A 24878-nucleotide genomic window follows, 5' to 3' on the forward strand; every position below is an offset into this window, starting at 1 on the left:
GGCGGATCTATTGGCTGGCCCGGTATTGCTGGAGCTTGCGGTAGAGCGTGCTGCGGGAGATCCCGAGCCGATCGGCGGCGACCGAGGTATTGCCACCCGAGGCGACGAGGGTCCGCTCGATCAGCCGGCGCTCGGTCTCGTCGATCCGCGCAATCCCGTCCCCGCCCGCCGCGCCGGCCGGCACCGGTTCTGCCGCCACGCTGCCCTCGCGCAGGTTCTGCAACTCTTCGATGAAATCCTCGGGGAAACCGTCGATACCGACCGTCCGGCTCGCCGACATCAGCGCGAGGCTTTCGACCAGATTGCGCAATTCGCGCACGTTTCCAGGCCACTCGTAGCGTTCGAGCAAGTCGAGCACGCCCGGCTGGAAGCGCAGCGGCTCGGTGCCGTGGTCGTCGGCGATCTGACGGTTGAAATGGTGGATCAGCAAACCGATGTCACCGTGCCGGTTGCGCAGCGGCGGGATGGTGATCTTGACCGCACCGATGCGGAAATAGAGGTCCTTGCGGAAGCGCCCCTCGGCCGCCTCCACTTTCAGGTTGCGGTTCGTCGAAGCGACAAGGCGCACATTGATCGGGCGCGGCCGGCTCTCGCCGATGCGGTAGACCACTTTTTCCTCAAGAATGCGCAGGAGGTAGGGCTGCAGGTCGAGCGGCATCTCGCCGATCTCGTCGAGGCTCAGCATGCCGCCATCGGCAACCTCGAAGCGGCCGGCGCGACCCTCGCGCGTCGCTCCGGTATAGGCGCCCGGCGCATGGCCGAACAATTCGCCGCCGAGCAGTTCCTTCGACACCGCGCCGCAATTGAAGGCGACGAAGGGCTCCTTGCCGGTCTCCAGTCCGACGGCATGGATCAGCTTGGCGAAGAGCTCCTTGCCGACGCCGGTCTCGCCCTCCAGGAGGATCGCCGTCTTGCCCTGGGCGGCGCGCTCGACCCGCTCGATCGCCTCGATCAACACCGCGCTCTCGCCGACAATGGCCGCCCGTGCCGCCTTCAGCGCCTCGCGCACAACATTGTTCGAGGCGCGGATCGACGGCGCCGGAGGCGCGGTCGGCCCCAGCACCAGTACCGCACCGGAGAACGCCCCGTCGAACATCAGCGGTTCCATGCGCTGCGCATCGACGCCGGGAATGGTAACGGCGGCGATATTGTCCGGCCAGGCATCGCCCTTGAAATCGACCAGCCGCTCGCCGAGCTTGAGATCGGCACCGGGATTGGCGCTGCGCCAGCGCGCCGCGGCGGTTTCGCTATGGTGGATGACGCGGCCGAAACGGTCGAGGATGACGAATCCGTCACTGCGCCCTCCGCCCTGCAGCCGCGACAGGCACAGTTCGAGCAGCCGCATGCGTTCGAGCCGCATCTGGTCGGCAAGCGCAAGCTCGACATGGCTCGCCGCCATCATCCCCAGCGCAATATTGTGGCGATGGAAGATATCCTGCGGGCCAGAGAAATCGATGACGCCGACAATGCTGCCGTCGAGCGGATTGCGGATCGGCGCGCCGATGCAGGTCCAGGACTTCACGCCCTCGCAGAAGTGCTCAGCGGCGCGGACATAGACCGGCTTTCCCGTGACCAGCGCCGTGCCGATGCCATTGGTGCCGGTAACGGTCTCGTCCCAGTTCGCCCCTACCTCGAGGCGGATGTCGTGGGCGGCGTCGATGGTGCGGGGATCGCCGCTGGTCTCGATGATCACGCCCTGATGGTCGGTGACGACCACCATCGTCGCCGTATCGCCGAGTATCTCGGCGATACGCTCGAACGTCTTGCCCGCTGCCGTGAGAAGATCACCATTGTGACGGCGCAACCCGTCCACTTCGTCGGTGGAGGCGATCAGCCCGCTGCCGCGTCCCCGCGCATCGACGCCGGAGCGCACGCTGCGCTGCCAGGAACGCTCGATGGCGCTGCGGACGAGACCGCCGGCCGAAGGTATCGGGTCGGACGCCAGGAAACGCTCCCACGCCTTCATCGTGGCCGCGGCATCGTAAGGCGTGGCTATGTTGGCCGAATGCTCCTCGTCCTCCACCACCCCTCCCGCGCGAGCGGGCGGCAGAGATGATTTGAACTGGAGCGGCGGCTTGACCATGGGCGCTTCCGTCTGCATCCGACTATCCCGTAATCGCGCGCGGGCCAGCGTTCCCCGCAGAACGCACCGGCGGCTTCATCGATGGCACCGGCTCAAAAGGCTTCCGGCGCGCCGAAGCCGAGACGTGCGGCAAGCGCCTGCTTGAACGGCTCGTCCACCTCGTCGTCCCGCAGCACCATGCCGTCGAGATCGGCCAGCACCTCGAGAAACTCGTCGGCCAGCGGATCGAAAAAGCCGTTGGCACGCGTGGCGAGGCAGAAGACACGCCCCTGCACCCGCCGCCGGATGTCGCCGAGGAACAGCACCTGGCGGTTTGTCTCCTCGTCGACGACGACGACGCGGTTGTTCAGGCTGATGCGGATATAGGGACGCACCGGTGCGCTTCGCGCCGTCGACGCGTAACCGACGAAACTCTTCCGGTCATGCTCGGCGACCGAAACCTGGGCGTTCCGGGCCTGCTTGATGTCTTGCCAACGCCCTCCGGAGAGATGGTTGGCGAGGCTGTCAATAGTCGCGCGGTTACTTTCGATGAACTTCTTGGCGGCGACGTCCTCTTTGCGAGGGCCGTCGTTCTTGGTGATAATATATACCACTCGTCCCTCCCGGCATTTTTATGCTGGCTTCGCATTACTGAATGTAACATCCAGATAACACACGCCGCTTTATTGTCCGTTTTTTAGCACGCTTCAAATCTAGCGTCACCCGTCAGGCCAAACCGTCGGGTCCGGGCGGGCCGGATCCGACGGGACGGTCCCATGCTTCAGGCAGGCACCGCCGCATGCCGCGTGACGCCCATGCGGAACAGCGCGCCGGCGAGCACGGCGCCGAGGCACGGGGCCACGAAGTAGAGCCAAACCTGCGACATCGCCGACGGGCCGGCGAACAGCGCCGGGCCGAAGGAGCGCGCCGGATTCACCGAGGCGCCCGAGACGGCGATGCCGGCGAGATGGATGGCGACCAGCGTCAGGCCGATCACAAGGCCGGCATAGATGGCGGAGGCTCCCTGTTGGGTCGCGCCGAGGATGACGGTGAGGAACAGGAAGGTCGCCGTCGCCTCGAAGATGAAGGCCGACAACATGCCGTACTTGGTCCAGCCGTTTTGCGCGAAACCGTTGGCCGCGGCATCGAATCCGCCGACACGCCCGGAGGCGATGACATAGAGCACCGCCGCGGCGGCAATGCCGCCGAGGAACTGCGCGATGATATAGCCGACGAAATCGCTCATCGGCAGCCGGCCGGCCACCACGGCGCCCAGGCTGACCGCGGGATTGAGATGCGCGCCGGAAATGGGCCCGATCGCATAGGCCATGGCGACCACCGACAGGCCGAAAGCGAAGGCGACGCCGAGCAAGCCGACCTCCTCACGCATGAAGATGACGGTGGCGCAGCCGAAGAATACCAGTGTGAAGGTGCCGATGAACTCGGCGATATATTTCCTCATGTCCATTTCCTTTGATGTCGTTGTCGCCCGGCTGCTCCAGACCGGGGCCGGCGTGAGATCGATGCGAATTGTGCCCGAATGCGCTCGGGGGACGGCCCGCCGGGCGGACGGAGGCCGGCGGCGGGACGTCATGATCATGCGCGGCCGAGCCTCTCGGCGCCGCCGCCGAGCGCCGGGCCGGCGGTCGGGTCGACATAGTCGGTAATGTCGGCCACCAGCGTGTTGGTGGTGAGCACCAGCGTCGCGACCGAGGCGGCATTGCGCAGCGCGGTATAGGTGACGCGCACCGGATCGACGATGCCGGCCGAGATCATGTCGGTCATCTCACCGGACGCCGCGTCGAAGCCGACGCCGTCCGGCGCCGCCATGAGCGTGCCGACGATGGCCTCGGGGTCGTAGCCGGCATTGCGGGCGATGAAGGCCGCCGGGCGGGAGAGCGTCTCGCGCACCAGCCTGATCCCCTCCCCGACATCGCCGTTGAGATTGCCGAGCTTGGCCGCGATCACCGGCGCGCATTGCAGCAGCGCCGTGCCGCCGCCGGCGACGATGCCCTCCTCCGCCGCTGCGCGGGTGGCGCTGAGCGCGTCGTCGATGAGCTGGATCTTGCGCTTCTGCTCGACCGGCGTCACGCCGCCGGCATAGATCACCGCCGTGCCGCCCGAGAGCTTGGCAAGCCGCTCCTTCAGCTTGTCCTGCTCGATATTGGGCGGGGCGAGTTCGTGCTGGCGGGCGACCTGCGCCTTGCGGGCGGCGACTTCCTCGGGATCGCCGCCGCCGCGCACGATGACAGTCTCGCGGGCGCTGGCGCGCACCTGCCGCGCGGTGCCCAGATCGTCGAGGGTGACGTCCTCCAGCCGCCCGCCGAGATCGCGGGCGATCACCTTGCCGCCGGTGATGATGGCGAGATCGTCCATCATCGCCTTGCGCCAATGGCCGTAGTCGGGCGGATTGACCACCAGCACCTTGCCGCGGTTGCCGTCGCCAAGCAGGGTGACGACCACTTCGGGCGCGATCTCCTCCGCGACGATGACCAGCGTGCGGCCCGTCTGCGCGACCGCGGAGCGGATGCCGGCAATCTCCTGCGGCGAGCGGATCTTGAGGTCGGTCAGCAGGATGTAGGGCTCGTGGAGCACCACCTCCATCTTTTCGACATCGGTCACCATGTGATGGGAGATGTAGCCGCGGTCGAACGACATGCCCTCCACCACGTCGAGCGTGGTCTCGATGGTCAGGCCGTAATCGGATGAGACGATGCCGTCGAGACCGACCCGGTGCAAAGCCTCGGCCACCAGGCTGCCGAGATGGGGATCGGTGGCGGCGATGGTGGCCACCGCTTCCAGCATATGGCGCTCGGAAGCCGGCCGGGCACGCCCCTTCAGCGTTTCCACCACCAGGTCGACGGCGGTGTCGATGCCCCGGCACAGGTCGACGGGTTTGGCGCCCCGCTCCAGCGCGGCGACACCGTTCTGTATGAGGCCGTTGGCCAGCACCATCGCGGTGGTGGTGCCGTCGCCGGCGACCTCGTTGGTCTGCATCGACACTTCGCGCACGACCTGCGCGCCCATGTTCTCGAAGCGGTCAGGCAGTTCGATCTCCGAGGCGATGGTTACGCCGTCGCGCGAGACGATGGGCGTGCCGATCGGCCGGTCGACCATGGCGTTCATGCCTTTGGGACCGAGCGTCGCCTCGACCGCGGCCGCCAGTTTGCCAACTCCGCGCGCGAGCGCGCGACGCGCCTCGCCATCATGCAGGATCATCTTTGCCATGGCTGTTTCCTCGTCATTTTGATTGCTTGTTCGGGTCGGCGTCGCGGCTGGCTTTCACCGCCGCGGTTCAGTAAGGGCGGGACGCGGCGGCTCCCGATGCAGCGTGTCCGCCGGCGCCGGCATGGAGGGCGCAATTGCCGCAGCAGCCCGCCGATCCGCCACCGCAGGCATGGGTAGCCGGCGTGGGGGGCGTCTCCCGCGGCCCTTCTTCGTAACGCGCGTCGAGAAGGCCGCGGCACAGGGCGCCATTGGCTTCCATATTGATGCGGACGGCTCGCAGCGACCGCATGTAGACAGGCAGATCCTCGACAGCGAGCGCCCCGCCCTCAAGCGTGACGAACGCCGGGTCCCCGGGCCGTGCGGCCAGGCCTCGCCCGAGCAGGATGTCGCGATAGCGCGGCTTCTGCCGCGCGCCCTCGGGATCGGCGATGACGGCTCGATCCAGGGCGGACAGATCCATCGCCACGATGGCGGCGTCCGACCAGCCGGCACGTCGCAGGCCGATGATCACCGCTTCCTGTCGCCGCTGGAAGGCCTTGCGCAGGAAGGTCTCGCGCAAGTCGTCCAGCGTGCCGCCGACCTGATAGTCGCGGAAGGCATCGGCGAAGGACAGGCCGAGATGGGTGCCGCGATTGACTTCCTCGGCGCACATATGATCGGCCAGATGGGGATGGACCTCCCGCACCCATGGCAAGCCACGAACCGAGCGGGCGATGTCGTCCGCCATCAGGAAGGCGAAGTTCGGCGAGCACCAATAGGTCGGCAGGCGAAAGCCGACATCCACCCGGCCATCGCCGCTGATGGTGACGTCCTCGACGAAACCGAGATCGACGATGGACTCGTCGAGTTCCGGGTCCATGACACCGGAGACCCGGTTCCACACGACGGCGATGCGCGGATCGCCGCCGAACAAGTCGGTGCTGGAGCGGCGCATGGACCTACTCCGCCGCAACCGCGAGCGTCGCGTTCTTGAGCTTCGCCTTCTGCGCCTCGACATCGACATTGTAGAGCCGCGCGGCATTGAGGCCGAGGATCTTGCGCTTGGCCTCACGGGTGAGGTCGACGCCGTGTTCCTGCTTGATGTCCTCGGGGATCTCGAAGTTCCAGAACTTCTCGATCAGCCAGCGCGGCGTCCAGATCGCATAGTCGCTGCCGAACAGGATCTTGTCCTCGCCGACCCAGAACAGCAATTCGCTGATCACCTCGGCGAAGTAGCGCGGACGCGAATGGATGAAGGGCAGCGCCACGGCGAGACCGCCATAGACATTGGTTTCCTGCACCGCGATCCAGCAGAAATCGTCCAGCCGCGGCAAGCCGCAATGCTCGATGATGAAGTTCAGGTCCTGGAAGTCGGTTGCCGCGTGGTCGACGTCGTGAACGTCGAACGCATCCTTGTCGAGCGGGATGATGGTGGGGCCCTTGTGGACATGGACATTGGTGATGCCGAGCTTCTGGCACAGCTCCAGGCAGCGATAGGCATTCGGGTCGGTGAGCTTCCAGCCGCGGGAATCGCCCTTCCACTCCGCAGTGTAGAGTTTCACGCCCTTGATGCCGTAGTTCTCCTTCATGAAATGGATGTATTCGAGCGCCCTCTCGCCATCGCGCGGGTCGAAGGCGCCGTTGACGATGAAGCGCTCCTCACGTCCCTTCACCATTTCGAGATTGCGCTCGATGGTGTTGAAGCCGTTCTTGTAGAATTCGCTCAGATAGGTCGACTGCACGATCGCCATATCGTCGGGGCCGTCGACGAACAGGTCGTTATACATCTTGTCGGCGCTGTATTTCTCGAACTGCTCCTTGGACCACAGCTGGTCCTTGGGGCTCAAAGCGGTATGGTAGGCATAGAAGCAATCGATGAACTGCCTGCCATGGATGTTGGCCTGGTTCTCGGCGCTGCCGTCCCAGAAATGCGTGTGACCATCGATGACGAAGATCTCTTCGCCGTCCGGCGTCCTGAACATTGTCCCTCTCCCCTTGAGCGGATTTCGTGAGCGCCCTTTGGCGCATTGCGTCGATCCTCATCCGGGCCGGGCGGCCGATCGCCTGCCGGCCCGGATGCGGAAGCTCACTCGATGTATTGGCGGATCTCGTCCATGTCGCCGAACAGGGTGACGGTGTTGTCGTCGACCCGGATCATGCGTCCGTAGTGGGTGGAGGTGTTGACCTCGAAGATCTCGGCATTCATCTCCTTGCCGAGGATCTCGCTGATCTCGTCCATCTTGAAGACGAGCTTGCCTTCACCGTCGATGCGGATCAGCGCCGGCTGATAGGTGATGGTGACGTTGGGCTTCTGGCCCATGAACTCGGCGATGGCGCGGGCCTCGACGCTGTCATTCATGGTGACGCCGCACTGGTGTGAAATCGTCTGATCGAAGACGAGATCGCCCATCTTCTGGAAGATGTTGTGGTTGGTAGCCGACCGGGACATTACGGACATGGGCGTCACTCCTTGGGAAGTTCGAGGCCGAGTTCGCCCAGGATCTTCCCGATGCGCTCGACCGACTGCGCGCGCGCATCGGAATACTGGACAGGCTTGGAATGCGGCTGCGACCAGATCGGCTGCAGGCCGGCGGACGCCTTGTTGGCGAGCGCGACGTGCTTGCGCAGCCAGGACTGGAACAGGCCCTTGTTGTGGTTGCCATGCTCGGGGTCATGCGCCAGCAGGTGGAACAGGTCGATGGCGTTGGCGAGGTTGCGCTCGTAATCGGCTTCGGCCGCCGAGATCACCGGCGGGGTGATGAAGTCGCCATTCGGCGAGGCGACCTGCATCAGGAAGCCGCTGCGGAACAGCTCGCCGACCAGCGGCTCGAACACGATGTTGATGGCGAAATACTGCTCGAGATAATCCGACGAGCCCATGATGGACTCGACCGCCTCGCGCGTGCCCTGCCAGATGCCATCTTCCAGCCAGGTGCGCTTGCCGGCCTCGTCGTCGAAATTGCCGATATCCATGCCGATTTCGGCAAGATAGAGCGTGATGTCCTGCGAGAGGCGCAGCTTGTACGACGAATTGGTCAGCGTCGCGTTGTTGATCATCTGCGTGTAGCCGTAGCGCTGCGCCTGCATCAGCGAGGTGCCGAGGCCGAACTCCACGTGCTTCCACGCACCGAGGTGGTTCTGCAGCACCTTCACCCATGCCTTGTCGAAGTGCTTCGGCGCTCCCGACTTGCGACCGTTGGCGATCACCGCCTGCACCATCGCCTCGATCTTGGACTGGCGCTGGTAGTGGGTGCGCTCCCATTCCTGGTCCGGTGCGCGGAACAGGTGCCAGTTGGAACTCAGCGCGGCGGTATTGTCCTTGGAATAGGCGCCGCGCCCGTTCGGAAACGAGATGATCCAGTCCTGCAGAAGATAGCGCTCGGGATCGGGCTGGACGTCGACGGTGACGTCCTCGTAGTGGGTCGCGCGTTTGCCGCGCGGTTCGAAGTAGCGGTACTTGCGGCTGTCGCTATCGGCAAAGATCGCCGAACCGGCCGCCCCCGATTTGACCGGCGCCGTTTCTGTGGCTGTCATGGTGGTCCTCCCAATTTTAAAGGCTTGTGGCAAGTCTTGAATCTGTCGGCGTTCAGGCATGCGCCAGCTGTTCGGTGGCGTTGGAAGCTGGTGTGAACTTGTCGAAGAAGATCCGTTCGGTCGGAACGTCGTTCATCTGCAGGACCGGCACGAGAGCCTCTATCATCGGCTCCGGGCCGCAGGCATAGACGTCGATGTCCTCGCCGAAGGACAGGCGGCGCAGATGGGCGTTCAGCACCTCGTGGATGAAGCCGCGCTCGCCGGTCCAGCCGTCGTCGTCGTCGGCGCCGGACAGCGCCGGGATGAAGCGGAAGCGGGGATGCTCCGCCGCAAGACGCGCGAATTCGTCGAGATAGAACAGGTCCTTGGCGGTACGTGCGCCGTAGAAGAAGTGGACCTCGCGGTCCTCCCCGCTTTCGAGATGGTCGTGAAGGATCGACCATAGCGGCGACATGCCGGAGCCGCCGCCGACCAGAATCAGGGCTCCTCCCTTGTCTTCCCGTCGGAAGCAGGTGCCGTAGGGACCGCGGACGTCGATCCGGGTTCCGGGCCGGAGTTCTCCATCGAGGCGGGAGGAGAATTTTCCGTTGGGATATTTCTTGATGATGAAGGCGAGCTCTTTGCCCTGGACCGGCGTATTTGCCATGGAAAACGAGCGCGTAATCGTCTCTGCCCCCGGGAGCGTGATGTCGACATATTGGCCCGCCCAGAATTTGAGAGGCTGATCGAGCACGATCTCCAGGCGCCTGATGTCGTGGGTCAGCTCGACGACCCGCGCAACCTCAGCGCCGATGTTCCGAACCGGTATCGATTTCGACAAGATCTCCTCGTCGAAGTTGAGGAGATCGACCTCGATGTCCGAATAGGCCAGCGTCCTGCACAGCAGGATGTGGTTCTGGTCCCGCTCCATCTCGTTCAGCGCGAAGGTGGAATACGGCTTGAGCTCGACCTCGCCCTCGTTCAGCACGCATTTACATGCCGCGCACCGGCCCTCCTTGCAGCCATGCGGCAGGGCGATGCCCTGGCGAAAGGCGGCATCGAGAACGGTTTCGCCCTCTTCGACCTCGAATTCGACGCCGACTGGACTCAAGCGGACGGTATAGACGTCGCCCATCGTGCGACCTCCCGGTATGTTGTGGAGCGCCCTCGGCCGATGCGGGACCGGGCGTTGCCCGGTCCCGCCCCGACGGTCAGTTGCAGGGGTTGATGGTGAAGCCGGCGCGATACTCGGCGAGGTGCTTCTCGCGCTGCTCCGGGCTCATCTCACGCAGGGTGATGAGCGGACTCTTGATCGTGTGCCCGCGCACATCGTCCAGCGTCCACATCTCCTTCTCCTCGAAGCGCAGATGCGGCTGCGGGATCAGGGTCTTGCCGTCGGTGCGCACGAATCCGAGATCCTTGATGGCGTCGGCCAGGTCCCAGTCGTGGTAGCAGCTCTCCCATTCGCGCCGGCCGCTGAAGCGGCCCATCGCCGGGGTCGGACGGCCCTGGTACTCGCTCGCGAAGGCTTCCACCGCGGTCCAGCGGTCGAGTTCGTGGGCGAAGGTGTGCAGCTTGCCGTCGATCGTGTCGGTGACGATGTCCTCCCGAACGACGCAGGGAACCATGCTGCTCCAGCAGCGATGCGGGTAGACATACCCGGTATCGGTATTGAACAGCATGTTGGTCTGGCCGCGATGCGACAGCTTGGAGTACCACTTCCAGTACTCGCCGAACTGCGCGTACCAGCCTGGATACTTATGCTCGAACCACTCGAAGTCCTTGTCGGTCTGCGCTTCGATGCGCCAGAAATTCACCGGCCAGCCGACCGAGAAGAACTGCGCGATCTTGTGGACGTAATGCTTCTCGGTGATCCGCTTCCAGGCGGCCTGCACGTCGTCGTGATGGATCTTGATGCCGTACTTCTCGAGCGGCAGCATGTAGGTGCGGTAATAGTCCTCGAAGATCCAGCGATGCCACATCTCCGCGTAGGATTCCTTGTTCTTGTCGCGGTTGGTGGTGCCGTATTCGATGAAGGTGCCGATAGCGGCGTCGACGATGGCGTGGTTCTGCCAGAAGGCGTAGCGCATGTCGCGCTCGAGCAGCAGGTGGTTCTCCGGCTCCTTCAGCATCGACATCAGCATCGAATGGCCGTTGCCGACATGCCGGCTCTCGTCGGACTGCACGGACAGGAACACGGTGGGCAGCGCGTAGTCGCCGTTGCGGGCGGCTTCCGACGGCATGGCGACGAACAGCGTGTTGGTGAACGCCGTCTCGGCGACGACCGTCAGGTAGACATTGGCCGAGGTGATGGCGTCGCCGGTGATGAAGCCTTCACCGAACTGGCGACCGATCGTGGTCGCGTAGCATTTGCCGAAGGCTTCCTCGGTGATATCGAACCCGGCCGGGTCGATATAGTTCTCCATGTACCACTTCTTCAGGTTCATCTGGATGGTCGAGTGACGGAACTCGTCGACCATCTGCATGGTGAAGCCGGTACGCAGGTCCTCGCCGGGTGCGAGGCGGCCGACCATCGCCATGGAGCGGGCCGCCGAGATTTCCGGGAACGGGATGATCGCCAGGAACAACTTCATCCATTCCACCCAGCGCGGCTCGACATTGCGGAACATGTCGCCGCGCAGGGCAGCGTCGAGCGCGCCATAGACCCGGTTGTCCTTTTCTTCCTGCATGGGGAAGTAGGACCGAAGCACCTGCTTCATCGGATCCTTCGGGGCCTTGGTGATCTTGTAGTCGGTCGGGAAGGTCATCGCCTCCTGCACATAGGAGGGGTTCCACCCGAGGTCGGCGATCTTCTTCGCCGCATCGGCGACGGAGATGCCTTTCTGCGACGTAATCTTGTTCAGGGTCAGCGTACTTGTCATTTTTGCCATCCTGCTCTTGGAGCCACGGTCAACTTCCTCCCGCCGGGCCATGAACGGCTGTTGGCGCCGCCTGGCCGGCCGGGTTTCGGACATGAGCAAGCCTTCGCCCGTCGCTCGCGCGACGGCCGTCTGGGCTTGGGCAAAGGTGCAAGACACCGGGATCGACTGTTGGCGTGACGGATGTGGGACGGCGATCCTGACCCGACCGCCCCATGCCCGCCGGCCCGGCTCATCGCCGTGCCGGCAGCCTCCCCCGGACTTCTTCCCTTCGTTCTTGTCGCGGCCTGTCCCGTGGGACATTCAGCATTGTTCTAATGTTAAGAGAGCAAATGCCGTGCCAATTCGCCGCATTAGGTATTTTAACGACTTTTCAGCGACAGCACTGTTTCCGATCCGTGGAATTGAAGTGTTTTGCGAATCGGACGTCAGGAAGTGTTTCATTATGCGAATATGTTGCAGTGCCGAATAATTGGTAAAATTTGCTTACGTATCCGGCCACTATGCTGCGATGCACATATCTATTGCTAGATGGTCAGGCGCGGCCCTAGTCGTTCAGGGCACAAGCACCGCGCGACCGTGGATCTTGCCGGCGTTGAGATCGTGCAGCGCCTGGTTCGCATCCGCGAGCTTGTATTCGGCAGTTGCCAGCTCGACGAGGCCGCGATCGGCCAGCGCCATCAGCTCGGTGAGCTCGGCCCAGGTGCCGACCAGATTGCCGATGATGTTGCGCTCGGAGATGATGAGGTCGACGGTCGGGATGCGGATGTCCTCGCCATAGCCGACGATGTAATAGCTGCCCATGGGCCGCGTCATGGCGAGCCCCTTGGCCGTGGTGCCCTTCTCGCCGACGAAGTCGATCACCGCTTCGGCGCCGACGCCGTTGGTCAATGCCAGCACCGCCTCGACCTCGTTGCCGTCGGCCTTCACCAGGTGGTCGGCGCCGCTCTTGCTGGCCAGCGCCAGCGAAGCGTCGGACTTGTCGACCACGATGACATCGGCGGCGCACATCGCCTTCAGGCACTGGATGCCGATATGGCCGAGACCGCCAGCGCCGATCACCACGCAGCTTTCGCCGGGCAGCAGATGCCGGGTGGCCTTCTTCACCGCCCGGTAGGCGGTCAGGCCGGCATCGGCATAAGGTGCGACTTCCCTAGGCGCCAGCGAGCGCGGCAGCGGAACGATGTTGCGCTCGGATGTGCAGATGAACTCGGCATAGCCGCCGTCGCAGTCGAGGCCCGGAAACTTGCCCGGCCCGTGCATGTCGAAGCCGCGGCGGCAGGCGAGGCAGGTGCCGCCGGTGATCTTCGGATGGATGATGACCGGATCGCCCTTCTTCAGCCCCTCGACCTCCTTGCCGACCTCCTCCACCCAGCCGGCATTCTCATGACCCATGATCAGCGGCAGAAGCTGGTCACCGTTCGGGTCCATGTGCGGCATCCACACGCCTTCGATGATGTGAAGGTCGGTACGGCACACGCCGGCGCCACCGATGCGGACGATGACGTCTGTCGACTTCACGATCTTCGGATCGGGGACATTCTCCTCCGCTACCCAGCGGTCGGCCGTGAGGGTCTTGTCATAGGTTTTCAGCACTTGCGCCTTCATGGCGTCCTCCCGTTCTTTTTCGGCGCCCGCATCCGTCGCCGTCGAAACATGCCATCGCAGCAAGCGTGCCACGCTGCATTCTCTCACCTCATCAATGCTTTACAGGATGACGACCTATTCTCGACCGTTCAGTTGCTGAACAGGTCAACGCGAGAAGTGTCCAGTTTCTGGATATTGCTTTCCGGTTCCTTTGCGCGGAACCTGCAGCAAAACGACAAGAATGCGGAGGACCACGCCAAATGCCGTCCCTCTCGAACATGGATCGCGCGCGCACCGCGCTAGAGGCGGGCGGCCGTTTTCCCGCCGGCGCCCTCGCGCCCGAGATCGCGCGGAGCTGGGAGCGCTGCATCGCCAACGGTCTCGATCCCGCCCGGCGGCCGGACGATGTCGTCATTTCATTTTCCGAGGTTCGCTCCCGGCGCGAGGAGCGCGCGCTGCTCCGGCGCCTCGCCCTCGCGCAGATGCAGCTGCTGCACGAACAGATCGCCGGCTCGGATTTCATGATCGCCTTCGCCGATGCCGGCGGCGTCGTTCTCGATACGCTGAGCGACCAGCATTTCGCCGACAGCGAAGCCGGCCGCTCTATCGTGCCGGGCAGCCTGTGGCTGGAGAGCGGGCGTGGCACCAACGCGCTCGGCCTCGCTCTCGTGGAGCAGGCGCCGGTCGCCATCTATGGGCGGGAGCACTTCTTCTCCTGCCATGGCCACCTGAGCTGCATGGCGGTGCCGATCTTCGATCCGGCGGATCGGCTGGTCGGGCTGCTCGACGCCTCCAGCGCCAACGAGGCGCGCCAGCAGCATACCCACGCGCTCGTGCGCATGGCCGCCGCCGCGATCGAGAACGGGCTGATCGTACACGGCCATGCCGACGTGCTGCTCCTCGCCCTGCATCCACGCGCGGAATATCTCGACACGCTGTCGGCCGGTCTCATCGCCTTGTCGCCGGACGGCGAGGTCGTCTCCCTCAACCGCGCGGCGCGCGCCCTGCTCGCCGGGCTCGACGCGCTACCCGGCCAGGCCTTCGGCGCGCTGTTCGCGACCCGGTTCGGCGGCGTCGTCGACGAGTTGCGCGCAAGCGGCGTCGCACGGATCCGCGATAATGCCGGCAGCATGCTCTATGTCGCCTGCCGCCGGTTCTCCGCCCGCTCCGCGACGGGAGACGCGCAGGTCTCCCCGCGCCGCAACGCCACCCCTCTCGCGCCGATCCGGCCCGCCCCCCTCTCCGACTTCGTCTGCGAAGATCCGGTGCTGCGGCGGCGGATGAAGGGACTGCACGCCGCCGTCCGCAACCGCCTCGCCGTGCACGTTCACGGGGAGACCGGCACCGGCAAGGAGCTGATGGCCCGCCATGTCCATTCCCTCAGCGGGCGGACCGGCGAATTCGTCGCGGTCAATTGCGGCGCGGTGCCGGAATCGCTGTTCATCGCCGAGCTGTTCGGCCATGACCGCGGCGCCTTTACCAATGCGCGCAACGAGGGCGCCCCCGGCCTCGTGCGTCTTGCCGACAAGGGAACGCTGTTCCTCGACGAGGTCGGCGAGATTCCGCTCGCGGCGCAGTCCGCGTTGCTGCGCTTTCTCGACACAATGGAAATACGCGCCGTCGGCGGGACGAAGGCCATTCGTGTCGATGTTCAGATCGTCTCGGCCACCAATCGCAGCCTCGAAGCGGCGGTCGCTGCCAAACAGTTCCGTGCCGATCTCTACTACCGGCTCGGCGGCTTTCCGATCCATCTGCCGCCGCTGAGGGAACGCCGCGACTTCCAGGACATCGTGCAGCACCTCCTGGCACAGCAAGGTCACGACATCGTCTTGGACGACGCCGTCCTCGACAGACTGCAGCGTTACCCATGGCCGGGAAATATTCGCGAGCTGCAGAACTGGATCCGAAGGGCCTGTCTCGATGGTGCCGCGATTAATGACGCCGCCATCGCCCTCGCGGCTCCCACGCCGGAAATATGTCCCCATTGCACCGGCACGATGCTGGCCAGGACCAAGTGCCGCCAAATTCGCGAAACCTATGCAAAGACCGACATGAACGTGCAACTGACGGCGCGTTTACTGGGGATTTCGCGCACCACCGTCTACAAGCACATCGATAGCGCGGCGGGCTGAAAGCCCGGCGCGAGCCGGCGGCAGGGATCGCCGCACTCAGACGCGGATGCGTCCCGTCGCAAGGCCGTAGAGCGCCATCACCGCGCCGGCCGCCGCTATGGCGAAGAGCAGCGCCTCGAACGGGGTGAAGACGCGATGGCCGCGCTCCTTCTGCGCGATCAGGAACAGGATCGTACCGGGGACATAGATCAGCAGCGACAGAAGCAGGAACTTCAACCCGCCGGCATAGACGAGCCCGGCCGTGTACACGGTGGCGAGCGCCGCGCGGGCAAGATCGGCGACACGGGCACCGCCTCTGCCATCATAGGCTTCGCCGATCCACGCCAGCTTCAGGCCATAGGCCGCGACCAGCAGATAGGGCAGCAGGATCATCGACGAGGTGAGCTTCAGCGCCAGCAGGAAAGCCTGTTCGGCGAAGAGGGTCATGACGAGGAAGAACTGCACCAGCACATTGGTGAGCCAGAGCGCCGCGAAGGGCACCTTGTTGCGGTTCTCCGCCGCCAGGAAGGCCGGCATGCTTTCCATCCGCGCCGCAGAGAACAGCACCTCGGCCGCCAGAAGCGACCAGGAGAGATAGGCGCCGAGCACCGAGATGATCAAGCCGACGCTGACGAACGCCGCTCCCCACGGGCCGACCAGCGCCTGCAGCACGCCGGCCATCGACGGATTGCGCAGGGCCGCCAGATCCGGGCGCAGCAGCACGCCGTAGGACAGCATGGTCACCATCACCAGCAGGCAGAGCACCCCGAGGAAGCCGAGCAGCGTCGCGAGGCCGACATCCGAGCGCTTGCGGGCATAGCGGGAATAGACGCTGGCGCCCTCGATTCCGACAAAGACGAAGACCGTCACCAGCATGGTGCCGCGTACCTGCGCGAACAGCCCCTCGCCCTCCAGCCCCGGCCCGCCGTGGAAGTTGGCAGCGAAGATATCCGCCTTGAAGCCGACGCCGACGAAGACGAGGAAGATCAGGATCGGAATGATCTTGGCGATCGTGACGACGGTGTTGAGCGTCGCAGCCTGCTTCACCCCGCGCAGTATCATGAAATGCACGATCCACACGCCGAGCGATGAGATCGCCACCGCCACCACGGTGTTGCCGTCGCCGAAGATCGGAAACAGCGCGCCGAGCGTCGACTTGATCAGTACCCAGTAGGAGACGTTGCCGAGGCAGCAAACCGTCCAATAGCCAAGCGCCGAGAGAAAGCCGAGATAATTGCCGAAGCCGGCCTTGGCATAGGCGTAGACGCCGGCGTCGAGCTCCGGCTTGCGGCGCGACAGGCTCTGGAACACGAAGGCCAGCATCAGCATGCCGCCGCCGGCAATGGTCCAGGCGACGAGTGCGCCAAGCCCGCCGGTGACGCGGCCGAAGGTCTGCGGCAGCGAGAAGATGCCGGCCCCGACCATCGAGCCCACCACCATCGCACTCAGGGCCGGCAGGGCGAATTTCTGATCGGTGGGCGCGCTCATCTCGGAACTCAATCCTGTCGGTTCTGCGGTGCAGGCGGCGGCTGGGATCGCATCAAAGGCAACGGGACGGCGCGGCGCCAAGCCGAACCGTCCCGGAAACAGGTTGTTTGTCGACAGGCGGCGGCTGATGGCTTGCCGACGCCGATCCGGTGCGTGGATTCAGTAGTCCACGGCGTCGCGGATGATCGGACAGGTCATGCAATGGCCGCCGCCACGCCCGCGGCCGAGCTCCGATCCATCGATGGTGACAACCTCGATGCCCGCCTTTCGCAGCAGGGTGTTGGCATAGGTGTTGCGGTCATAGGCGAACACGACGCCCGGCGAGGCGCAGACGAGATTGGCTCCCGAATCCCACTGGGTGCGCTCGCGCATATAATCGTTGCCGCCGGTCTCCACGACACGCATCTCCTTGAGACCCAGCGCGTCGCGTACGGTCTCGACAAGGCCGCCCTTGTCCTTGCGCAGCTCGACGCCGCCCTTGCCGTCCGGCCGGTAGGAGAAGCACTCGATCTTGTCGACGATATCGGGATAGAGCAGCACGCAGTCACGGTCGGCGAAAGTGAACACCGTGTCGAGATGCATCGCCGCGCGCAGCTTCGGCATGGCGGCGATGATGACGCGCTCGGCGCCGCCCTTCGCGAACAGTGCGCCGGCAAGCTGGCTGATGGCCTGCCGCGAGGTGCGCTCGCTCATGCCGATCAGCACGTTGCCCTTGCCGATCGGCATCACGTCGCCGCCTTCTAGCGTGGCGAGACCCCAATCCTGCGTCGGGTCGCCCCACCACACGTTCATCTTGCCGGCAAAGTCCGGGTGGAATTTGTAGATGGAGGTCGTGAGGATGGTCTCCTCGTGCCGCGCCGGCCAATAGAGCGGGTTCTGCGTCACGCCACCATAGATCCAGCAGGTGGTATCACGGGTGTAGAGGGTGTTGGGCAGGGGCGGCAGCAGGTATTCGTTGACGCCGGCCGCGTCGCGGATCAGTGCCAGCGTCTCGCCGCCGATGGTCTCGGGGAATTCATAGGTCGACAGGCCGCCGATCAGCGTCTCGGCAAGCTGCCGGTTCGGCAAGCCATCGAGATAGGAGCGCACCTCGTCGACGAAGCCGAGGCCGATCTGGTTCGGCACCACCTGATGATCGAGGATCCACGCCTTCGCCTCAGGGATGGCGACGGTCTCGGCAAGCAGGTTGTGCATCTCCACCACGTCGATGCCGCGGTCGCGCATCTTGGTGATGAAGTCGAAATGGTCGCGCTTGGCGACGTCGACCCACAAGACGTCATCGAACAGCAACTGGTCGCAATTGCTGGGGGTCAGGCGCTGATGCGCGCGACCGGGCGCGCAGACCATCACCTTGCGCAGCTGGCCGACCTCTGAATGGACGCCGAAACTGATTTCCATCGTCGCGCTCCTCTTGGCTTTTCTTGTCAGGGTGTGATGACGCCGGTCAGCAGGCCGTAGGTTCCGACAAGGCCAGCGACCACGGTGACGGCGAAAACGATGAGCTCGGTCGGCGTGAAGAGCCGCGCCTTCTGCTCGCGTCGGGCCCAGAAGTAGAGGAGGATCGTGCCCGGCACGAACAGTACCGCCACCAGCAGCACGTATTTCAGGCCGGCGGCGACGAACATGAACAGCGTGTAGACGACCGCGATCCAGGCGAAGATCTGGTCGCGGCCGCGCTCGTCCGGCTTCTTCTCGTAACCCACGCCGCTGCGGGCGAGCAGCACGCCGTAACCCGCGACGAGCAGGTAAGGCAGCAGCGCGGTCACGCTGGTCATGTCGAGCATGAAGTTGAAGGCGTCGCGCGACCAATAGGTCGAGATCACGAACAACGAGACGACGATATTGGTCAACCAGAGCGCATTGGCGGGCACCCGGTTGCCGTTCTGCGCCGCGAACATCTTTGGCATGTCCTGCGACTTGGCGGCGGCGAACAGCACTTCCGCACAGATCAGCGACCAGGCGAGATAGGCGCCGAGCACCGAGACCAGGACGCCAATCGAGATAAAGACCGCGCCCCAATGCCCGACGACCAGTTCGAGGGCGCCGGCAAGCGAAGGCTGCTGAACCCCTGCGATCGCTGCCCGCGGAGCCGTGGCGTAGGGCAGGAGAGTGATGGCCACCATCAGGCCGGTGACGGCGACGAAGCCGAGAATGGTGGCGGACCCGACATCCGAGCGCTTCTTGGCGAAGCGGGAATAGACGCTCGCGCCTTCGATTCCGAGGAAGACGAAGACGGTGATCAGCATCGTGTCGCGCACCTGCGCCAGCAGGGTCTTCTCCGGCATGCCGACGCCGCCGAAGAAGTTCTCGGAGAATTGCGTGTAGTTGAAGAAGAAGATGAAGGCGAGGATCGCTACGATCAACGGTACGATCTTGGCGATGGTCACGATGGTGTTGACGAAGGTGGCCTGCTCGACACCGCGCAGGATCATGAAGTGGAAGGCCCAGATGCCGATCAGCGATACGATGATCGCTATCGCGGTGCTGCCATCCCCGAACATTTCCGGGAAGAAGCGCCCGAGCGTCGATCCGATCAGCACCCAGTAGAAGACGTTGCCGAGGCAGCTTCCGAGCCAGTAGCCGAAGGCCGACAGGAAGCCCATATAGTCGCCGAAGCCCGCCTTGGCATAGGCGAACACACCGGAATCGATGTCGGGCCGCTTCTCGGCGAGCGCCTGGAACACCCGCGCCAGCATATACATGCCGGTTCCGGCAATCGCCCAGGCGATAATGGCGCCGAACGGGCCCGTTGCCGTAGCGAACCGGCCCGGCAGGTTGAAGATGCCCGCCCCGACCATGGAGCCGACGACCATGGCAGTGAGGATCGGAAGGGAAAGTTTGCCGGTCGACGTGTCCGCCATGATGCGCCTCACTAAAAAGAATTGGATTCGGCATGCTTGTGACGAGTAGGCACTCGGGCGATTGGACATATTTCAGTATATTTTTCTCCGATCCATCAATCAAATCGCCATTTTCATTAGCAGATGCGCCAATTTTTGCTGCATTGCAAAAATATTTGTATGAAAGTGCATCGGTAAATCTTCATTTTTGATCGTAATTACGATCCGTTTCCGACCGCTAGGTTCGGCATGGCGCGTGTCACACCTTGGCCGCGCGCGAAGTGATGACCGTGTTGCGAGATGGAAGGAGCCGCCATGCCGTACCCCGCTCGACGCAAAGCAAGCGGGCCGGAGCCGGCCCCGACGCTCCCGAGACCGTCCGGCTTTTGTGATTGGTCCCGACCGGCGGAGGCGATGAGCGGAAAGGGATGCAAGGGCGCCGTCCATCGCGGAGACAGGACGGTCTGTCTCGCATGAAAGGGCAGTGGGTCGAACCCGGGCGTGACAACTGGATATAGCCGGTGAAAAAGCGCAGTATCGCGCGATATTGCAGTCCTCAGATGAGCGGTTCGCTGGCCGGCGTGAAACGCGACTTCAGAACACCACTCGGCGCTTAGAACCATGGACGAAAGACGAAAGCTGGAGATCGATTTCCGGGCTCTGCGGTCCGGGCTGTGCATCGGCGAATTCGTGCGTTCCAGCGAATTGCTCGGTCCGGTCGACGACCTGATTGCCGCGAAGGAGCACGGCTATCGTCGGATCGACGATTTCACCCTGCTGCATCTGCTGAATTTCGAAGCCGGCAGACCCTACAGCCTGCACCATGCCCGAACCGACCTTGTCTGCTTTCAGGCCAGCATTTCGGGCCATTATAACCGCTGGATCGGACAGCGGATGGACCTGGTCAGCCCACACGGATTGCACATCAGCAACGTTCCGCGTTCGATCTCCGACGTCGAGGCAGGCGCCAGGCTTCGCGGGGTACTCATCGTCTGCGATCGGCAGCATCTGATCGACCGCTACCGCATCAATACCCATCACATTCCGCCGGCCTATCGCCCGATCTTCCTGTCGAAGGCCGGAAGCCCGGAGGTGCTGAAGCTGCCGCTCTCGGCGATCGGCATCGGGCTGGTCGACCAGATGCTTTCCTGCCGATACGCAGAACCGCTGCGTACGATCTTTCTCGCCGCGAAAACCGTGGAGATCATCTGCGACATCGTCTCGCAACTCCACGGCCTGCGCCGGCGCTCGACGATGCATCCCATCGGCGACCGCTCGAAGACCCGGGCGATCGAGACCGCGGCGGAGATCTACCGACGCGAGCTCGGCAATCCACCGACGATCGAACAGATCGCCCAGCGCGTCGGCCTCAACCGCAACGAGCTGACCAGCGGCTTTCGCGAATTGTTCGGCCGTACGCCGCATGCCTATGCACAGGTGCATCGCATGGAGCGGGCGCAGGAATTGTTGCGCGGTGGGCAGCTGTCGATCAGCGAGATCGGCCGACGCGTCGGCTATGAGGGCTATGCAAGCTTCGCGCGCGCCTATCAGGCGCATTACGGCTACGCCCCGTCCGTTGCCGATCCCCGGATGTGGGGCTCGCAGTAGTACCCGGCCTGTCCGGCCCGCGTCAGGCGATCGGCTCGTGGGCGGTTTCCGGAATATGCCAGATCGTCAGCAAGCTGACGGCGCTCGCGACGATCACATAGCCCGCAGGCGCCAGCGGGCTATCCAGCGCCGCCGTCAGCCAGACGGCGACGAAAGGGGCGAAACCACCGAAAACGGCCACGGCCAGGGCGTAGGAGACCGACGACCAGCGCGAGCGGTCCCGGGTCGCGAACAATTCCACCGAAACCGCCGGGCCCGGCCCCGAATACAGGGCGATGGCCGCACCGAGCAGCAGCTGGATGCCGATGATCAGCGGCAGGCTGCGAAACTGCGCGATGCTCCAGAGGGTCGGGATCACCAGCACCATGACGAGCATGCAGGAGCTCATCAGGAACGGCCGGCGGCCATAACGATCCGACAGCAAGCCGACCAGGGGTACGAGCAGGGTGATGACGAGCGTCGAGAGCGTGTTCGCCCAACTGGCCGCGGGGGCGCTCAATCCACCCTGCTTCTGCGTGAAAAGCGGCATGTAGATGAGGAAGATGTAATAGCAGACCGTCCAATGCATAGTGAAGCCGAAGACGGCGAGGCCGGGCCGACGGATCCGCGTCAGCGCGGGTTCCTCGGGGCCTCTCTCCACCTCGGTTCGGCGATAGACCGGGGTTTCGTCGATGCCGGTACGCAGCCAAAGCGCGACGACGCCGAGCACCCCGCCAAGCAGGAACGGAACCCGCCACCCCCAGGATGCCATGTCCTCGGCCGGCAAAATGCCGACCAGCACGGCCGTGACGGCGCTCGCCAGGCCGCTGCCGAGGGCAACCGTGACCGAGAGAAAGCTGGTGGAAAAGCCACGACGCCCCTCGGGCGCCGATTCCAGCAGGAAAGCGGCCGCCACCCCCCATTCGCCGCCGGCCGAGAAACCCTGGGCCAGACGAGCCGCAAGCAACAGCGCGGGGGCGAGCGGACCGATCTGCGCGTAGGGCGGGATGAGGCCGATGGCGAGCGTCGCCGCGGCCATCAGGCTCGCCGCCGTCAGCAGAGCGGGCTTGCGTCCCCTGAGGTCGCCGAGGCCGCCGAGCACGAGCCCGCCCAGCGGCCGTATCACGAAGCTGACACCGAACACCGCCAGCGTCGCCAGCAGGGCCGTACGACCACCATCCTGCGGAAAGAAGGCCTGCGAGATATGGATCGCGAGAAGGCCGTAAACGGCGAAATCAAACCATTCCAACACATTGCACAGCAGAACGCCGAAAACGGCCCGGCGATGCCTGCGCACCGAGAAAATGGCGGAAACGGCTCTCACCGCAAACAGGTCCCGGACGGGGGATCGATAATGCAGGAATTCAAGGACAGGCTCATGGATGCGTGAGGGTCGCCAGCTCTCAAGGGAGCACAGACGGCGACCGGTTGGAAGCCGGCAACATTCCCAAAGCCCGGACAAGCGTTGCCGATGCATCGGGCATTCCTGGCGGACCCGATTTTTCCGCCAGGACGCTGAAGCCGATGCGGTGAGCCACCCGCCTGCCGCCGCACGGAACAGGGCAGTTCGTCAGAACTCGACGCCTCCCGGCAACTCCGCCGCCAAGGCATCGATGGCGAGGCGGACGCGCAACGGCAGATGCGGCGTCTGCGGCCAGAGCGCATGGCTCTCGAACACCAGCCGCGGCACCTCGGCCAGAACCGGAACCAGCACGCCCGCGCGCACCCGTTCACGGATCAGCCAGCAGGGCAGCCAGGCGAGGCCATGGCCGGCGACCGCCGCCTCGGCGATGGCGTCGAGATCGTCGAACCGCATCCGGCTCGGCGGGGTGGTCTCGATCGGCTTGGCCGCATCCCGCGGAAACAGCCAGGGGCGCACGCGGCCCGCGCGGCCATAGGTCACCGCCTCATGACGGCACAGGTCGTCGAGACTGGCCGGCGTGCCGTGCGCCGCGAGATAGGCCGGCGAGGCGCACACCGTCATGCGCTGCAGGCCGATGCGCCGCATCATGAGGCCGGCACCGTCGCCGACCGGGCCGTTGCGAATGGCGAGGTCGAAGCCGTCCTCGATGAGATCGACCGGCCGGTCGCTGAAGGACAGGTCCAGTTCGAGCTTGGGATGCACCGCAGCGAGATTCGCCAACACCGGCGCCACGCAGCGGCGACCGAACAGCACCGGCATCGTCACGCGCAGACGCCCCACCGCCTCGCGGCGGCCGGATTCCAGCGTCGCCTCGCCGGCCCGGATCTCCTCGAGCGCTTTCAGGCAGCGCTCGAAATAGATCTGGCCATCCTCGGTGAGGCTCTGGCTGCGCGTGGTGCGATGGAAGAGCCGGACACCCAGCCGCGCCTCGGTTCGCGCGACGGTCTTGGCAACCGCCGAGCGGGTAAGATGCAGCCGCTCGGCCGCCGCCGAGAAACTGCCGGTCTCGACCGCCGTTACGAAAACACCAATGCCGCCCAAGAGGTCGCTCATCCGCTATTGGGTATCCTATGGAACCAATGATAGGAATTCTTATCACCACCGATGCCGTTTCATCAACGATAGGCTCCTTTCATCACAGGAGATCGTCGATGACGGAAATGATGAAGCGTTGGGAAATGCCTGCTCTCGGCCGCGAAAACCTGCGGCTCGTCGATATGCCGGTGCCTTCGCCCGGCCCCGGCGAGGTGCTGGTGAAGGTGGCGGCGGTATCGCTGAACTATCGCGACAAGCTGTTGATGGCGAGCGGAATGGGTCTCGACCTTTCCTTCCCTTTCACGCCGGCGTCCGACATGGCGGGAACGGTGGTTCAGCGCGGAGACGGCGCCGACCGCCTCGCACCGGGTGACCGCGTGATCGCGACCTTCGCGCCCGGCTGGATCGACGGCCAGCCGCTGGGCAATGCCCGCACGCCGCCCTATCGGACGCTGGGCGGGATTTACCCTGGTGTCCTCTCCACCTATCTCGCGCTTCCTCAGGACTGGCTGGTCGCGGCCCCGACCTCTCTGGACGACGCCGAGGCGAGCACGCTCCCCTGCGCCGGCCTCACCTCCTGGTTCGCGCTGGTCGAGCACGGCAAGCTGCGGGCCGGACAGACGGTCGTGGTGCAGGGCACCGGCGGTGTCGCCATGTTCGGGTTGCAGATCGCCAAGGCGCACGGCGCCGAGGTGATCGTTACCTCCGGCAGCGCGGCCAAGCTCGAGCGGGCACGGGCGCTCGGCGCCGATCACGGCATCGATCGGGTTGCCGAGGATTGGGTCGAGGCAGTCTGGCGGCTGACCGGGGATCGCGGCGCCGACCATATCCTGGAAACCGTCGGCGGGGCCCATCTCGGCCGGTCGCTCCAGGCGGTCGCGCTGGGCGGACAGATCGCCATGATCGGCGTGCAGGAGGGCTTCGAGATATCGGGACCCGTGGGGCCGCTGCTGCTGAAGGGCGTGACAGTCCGCGGCATCGCGGTAGGACACCGGCGGGCGCTGGAAGGCCTCGTCGTCGCCGTCGACCGCACGGGGTTGAAGCCGGTCATCGACCAGCGCTACGGCCTCGCCGACCTGCCGGCGGCGCTCGACCACCTCGATCGCGGGCCGTTCGGCAAGATCGTCATCGAGATGGCATAAGCGG

The 24878-nt window shown here is 64.7% G+C and carries 19 protein-coding genes; 3 read left to right on the top strand and 16 right to left on the bottom strand.

The features are described from left to right. Window positions 1-7: 7 nt before the first annotated feature. From AC1RU4_RS11110 to AC1RU4_RS11160, 11 genes are all read right to left on the bottom strand, one after another. Window positions 8-2083, bottom strand: a complete 2076-nt coding sequence (locus tag AC1RU4_RS11110) for a sigma-54-dependent Fis family transcriptional regulator (protein WP_492891143.1) — start codon at window positions 2081-2083, stop codon at window positions 8-10. Between the two features lie 92 nt (window positions 2084-2175). After that, the gene (locus tag AC1RU4_RS11115) at window positions 2176-2676 is read right to left on the bottom strand and encodes a hypothetical protein (RefSeq protein WP_492891144.1); all 501 of its coding nucleotides are present in this window, start codon (window positions 2674-2676) and stop codon (window positions 2176-2178) included. Between the two features lie 167 nt (window positions 2677-2843). Next, on the bottom strand, window positions 2844-3524 hold the full coding sequence (locus tag AC1RU4_RS11120; protein ID WP_492891145.1) for an aquaporin: 681 nt from the start codon (window positions 3522-3524) through the stop codon (window positions 2844-2846). 134 nt (window positions 3525-3658) lie between these two features. Then, entirely contained in the window at window positions 3659-5290 is a 1632-nt protein-coding gene (locus AC1RU4_RS11125; RefSeq protein WP_492891146.1) for a molecular chaperone GroEL, read from the bottom strand. 67 nt (window positions 5291-5357) lie between these two features. Next, window positions 5358-6224, bottom strand: a complete 867-nt coding sequence (locus AC1RU4_RS11130; protein WP_492891147.1) for a metal-sulfur cluster assembly factor — start codon at window positions 6222-6224, stop codon at window positions 5358-5360. A 4-nt stretch (window positions 6225-6228) separates the two neighbouring features. Next, complete coding sequence (locus tag AC1RU4_RS11135) at window positions 6229-7251, bottom strand: amidohydrolase family protein (protein ID WP_492891148.1); 1023 nt, start codon at window positions 7249-7251, stop codon at window positions 6229-6231. A 104-nt stretch (window positions 7252-7355) separates the two neighbouring features. Continuing rightward, the gene (locus tag AC1RU4_RS11140; protein WP_492891149.1) at window positions 7356-7727 is read right to left on the bottom strand and encodes an MmoB/DmpM family protein; all 372 of its coding nucleotides are present in this window, start codon (window positions 7725-7727) and stop codon (window positions 7356-7358) included. A 5-nt stretch (window positions 7728-7732) separates the two neighbouring features. Further along, the gene (locus AC1RU4_RS11145; protein ID WP_492891150.1) at window positions 7733-8803 is read right to left on the bottom strand and encodes an aromatic/alkene monooxygenase hydroxylase subunit beta; all 1071 of its coding nucleotides are present in this window, start codon (window positions 8801-8803) and stop codon (window positions 7733-7735) included. Window positions 8804-8855: 52 nt separating this feature from the next. Next, on the bottom strand, window positions 8856-9917 hold the full coding sequence (locus tag AC1RU4_RS11150) for a 2Fe-2S iron-sulfur cluster-binding protein (protein ID WP_492891151.1): 1062 nt from the start codon (window positions 9915-9917) through the stop codon (window positions 8856-8858). A 76-nt stretch (window positions 9918-9993) separates the two neighbouring features. Continuing rightward, window positions 9994-11664: an aromatic/alkene/methane monooxygenase hydroxylase/oxygenase subunit alpha gene (locus tag AC1RU4_RS11155; protein WP_492891152.1), complete on the bottom strand. Its 1671-nt coding sequence runs from the start codon at window positions 11662-11664 to the stop codon at window positions 9994-9996. A 552-nt stretch (window positions 11665-12216) separates the two neighbouring features. Continuing rightward, complete coding sequence (locus tag AC1RU4_RS11160; RefSeq protein ID WP_492891153.1) at window positions 12217-13269, bottom strand: NAD(P)-dependent alcohol dehydrogenase; 1053 nt, start codon at window positions 13267-13269, stop codon at window positions 12217-12219. A 239-nt stretch (window positions 13270-13508) separates the two neighbouring features. Between AC1RU4_RS11160 and AC1RU4_RS11165 the strand changes: the two genes are divergently transcribed. After that, window positions 13509-15380: a sigma-54-dependent Fis family transcriptional regulator gene (locus tag AC1RU4_RS11165; RefSeq protein ID WP_492891154.1), complete on the top strand. Its 1872-nt coding sequence runs from the start codon at window positions 13509-13511 to the stop codon at window positions 15378-15380. Between the two features lie 36 nt (window positions 15381-15416). On the opposite strand, the gene AC1RU4_RS11170 is transcribed toward AC1RU4_RS11165, so the two are convergent. From AC1RU4_RS11170 to AC1RU4_RS11180, 3 genes are all read right to left on the bottom strand, one after another. Further along, complete coding sequence (locus AC1RU4_RS11170; protein ID WP_492891155.1) at window positions 15417-16847, bottom strand: basic amino acid/polyamine antiporter; 1431 nt, start codon at window positions 16845-16847, stop codon at window positions 15417-15419. A 159-nt stretch (window positions 16848-17006) separates the two neighbouring features. After that, window positions 17007-18245 (bottom strand): arginine deiminase, encoded by a 1239-nt coding sequence (locus AC1RU4_RS11175; protein WP_492891157.1) that lies wholly within the window; start codon window positions 18243-18245, stop codon window positions 17007-17009. Between the two features lie 26 nt (window positions 18246-18271). After that, complete coding sequence (locus AC1RU4_RS11180) at window positions 18272-19708, bottom strand: basic amino acid/polyamine antiporter (RefSeq protein ID WP_492891159.1); 1437 nt, start codon at window positions 19706-19708, stop codon at window positions 18272-18274. Between the two features lie 600 nt (window positions 19709-20308). On the opposite strand from AC1RU4_RS11180, the gene AC1RU4_RS11185 reads away from it, so the two are divergent. After that, entirely contained in the window at window positions 20309-21295 is a 987-nt protein-coding gene (locus tag AC1RU4_RS11185) for a helix-turn-helix transcriptional regulator (protein WP_492891160.1), read from the top strand. A 22-nt stretch (window positions 21296-21317) separates the two neighbouring features. Here the strand turns inward: AC1RU4_RS11185 and AC1RU4_RS11190 are convergent, their stop codons facing one another. Beyond that, the gene (locus AC1RU4_RS11190; RefSeq protein ID WP_492891162.1) at window positions 21318-22598 is read right to left on the bottom strand and encodes an MFS transporter; all 1281 of its coding nucleotides are present in this window, start codon (window positions 22596-22598) and stop codon (window positions 21318-21320) included. Window positions 22599-22844: 246 nt separating this feature from the next. Continuing rightward, window positions 22845-23750, bottom strand: a complete 906-nt coding sequence (locus AC1RU4_RS11195) for a LysR family transcriptional regulator (protein ID WP_492891163.1) — start codon at window positions 23748-23750, stop codon at window positions 22845-22847. Between the two features lie 98 nt (window positions 23751-23848). On the opposite strand from AC1RU4_RS11195, the gene AC1RU4_RS11200 reads away from it, so the two are divergent. Further along, window positions 23849-24874: a zinc-dependent alcohol dehydrogenase family protein gene (locus AC1RU4_RS11200; protein ID WP_492891165.1), complete on the top strand. Its 1026-nt coding sequence runs from the start codon at window positions 23849-23851 to the stop codon at window positions 24872-24874. The last annotated feature ends 4 nt before the right edge of the window (window positions 24875-24878 follow it).

Source organism: Ancylobacter sp. GW821-FHT10E12 (assembly GCF_058809335.1).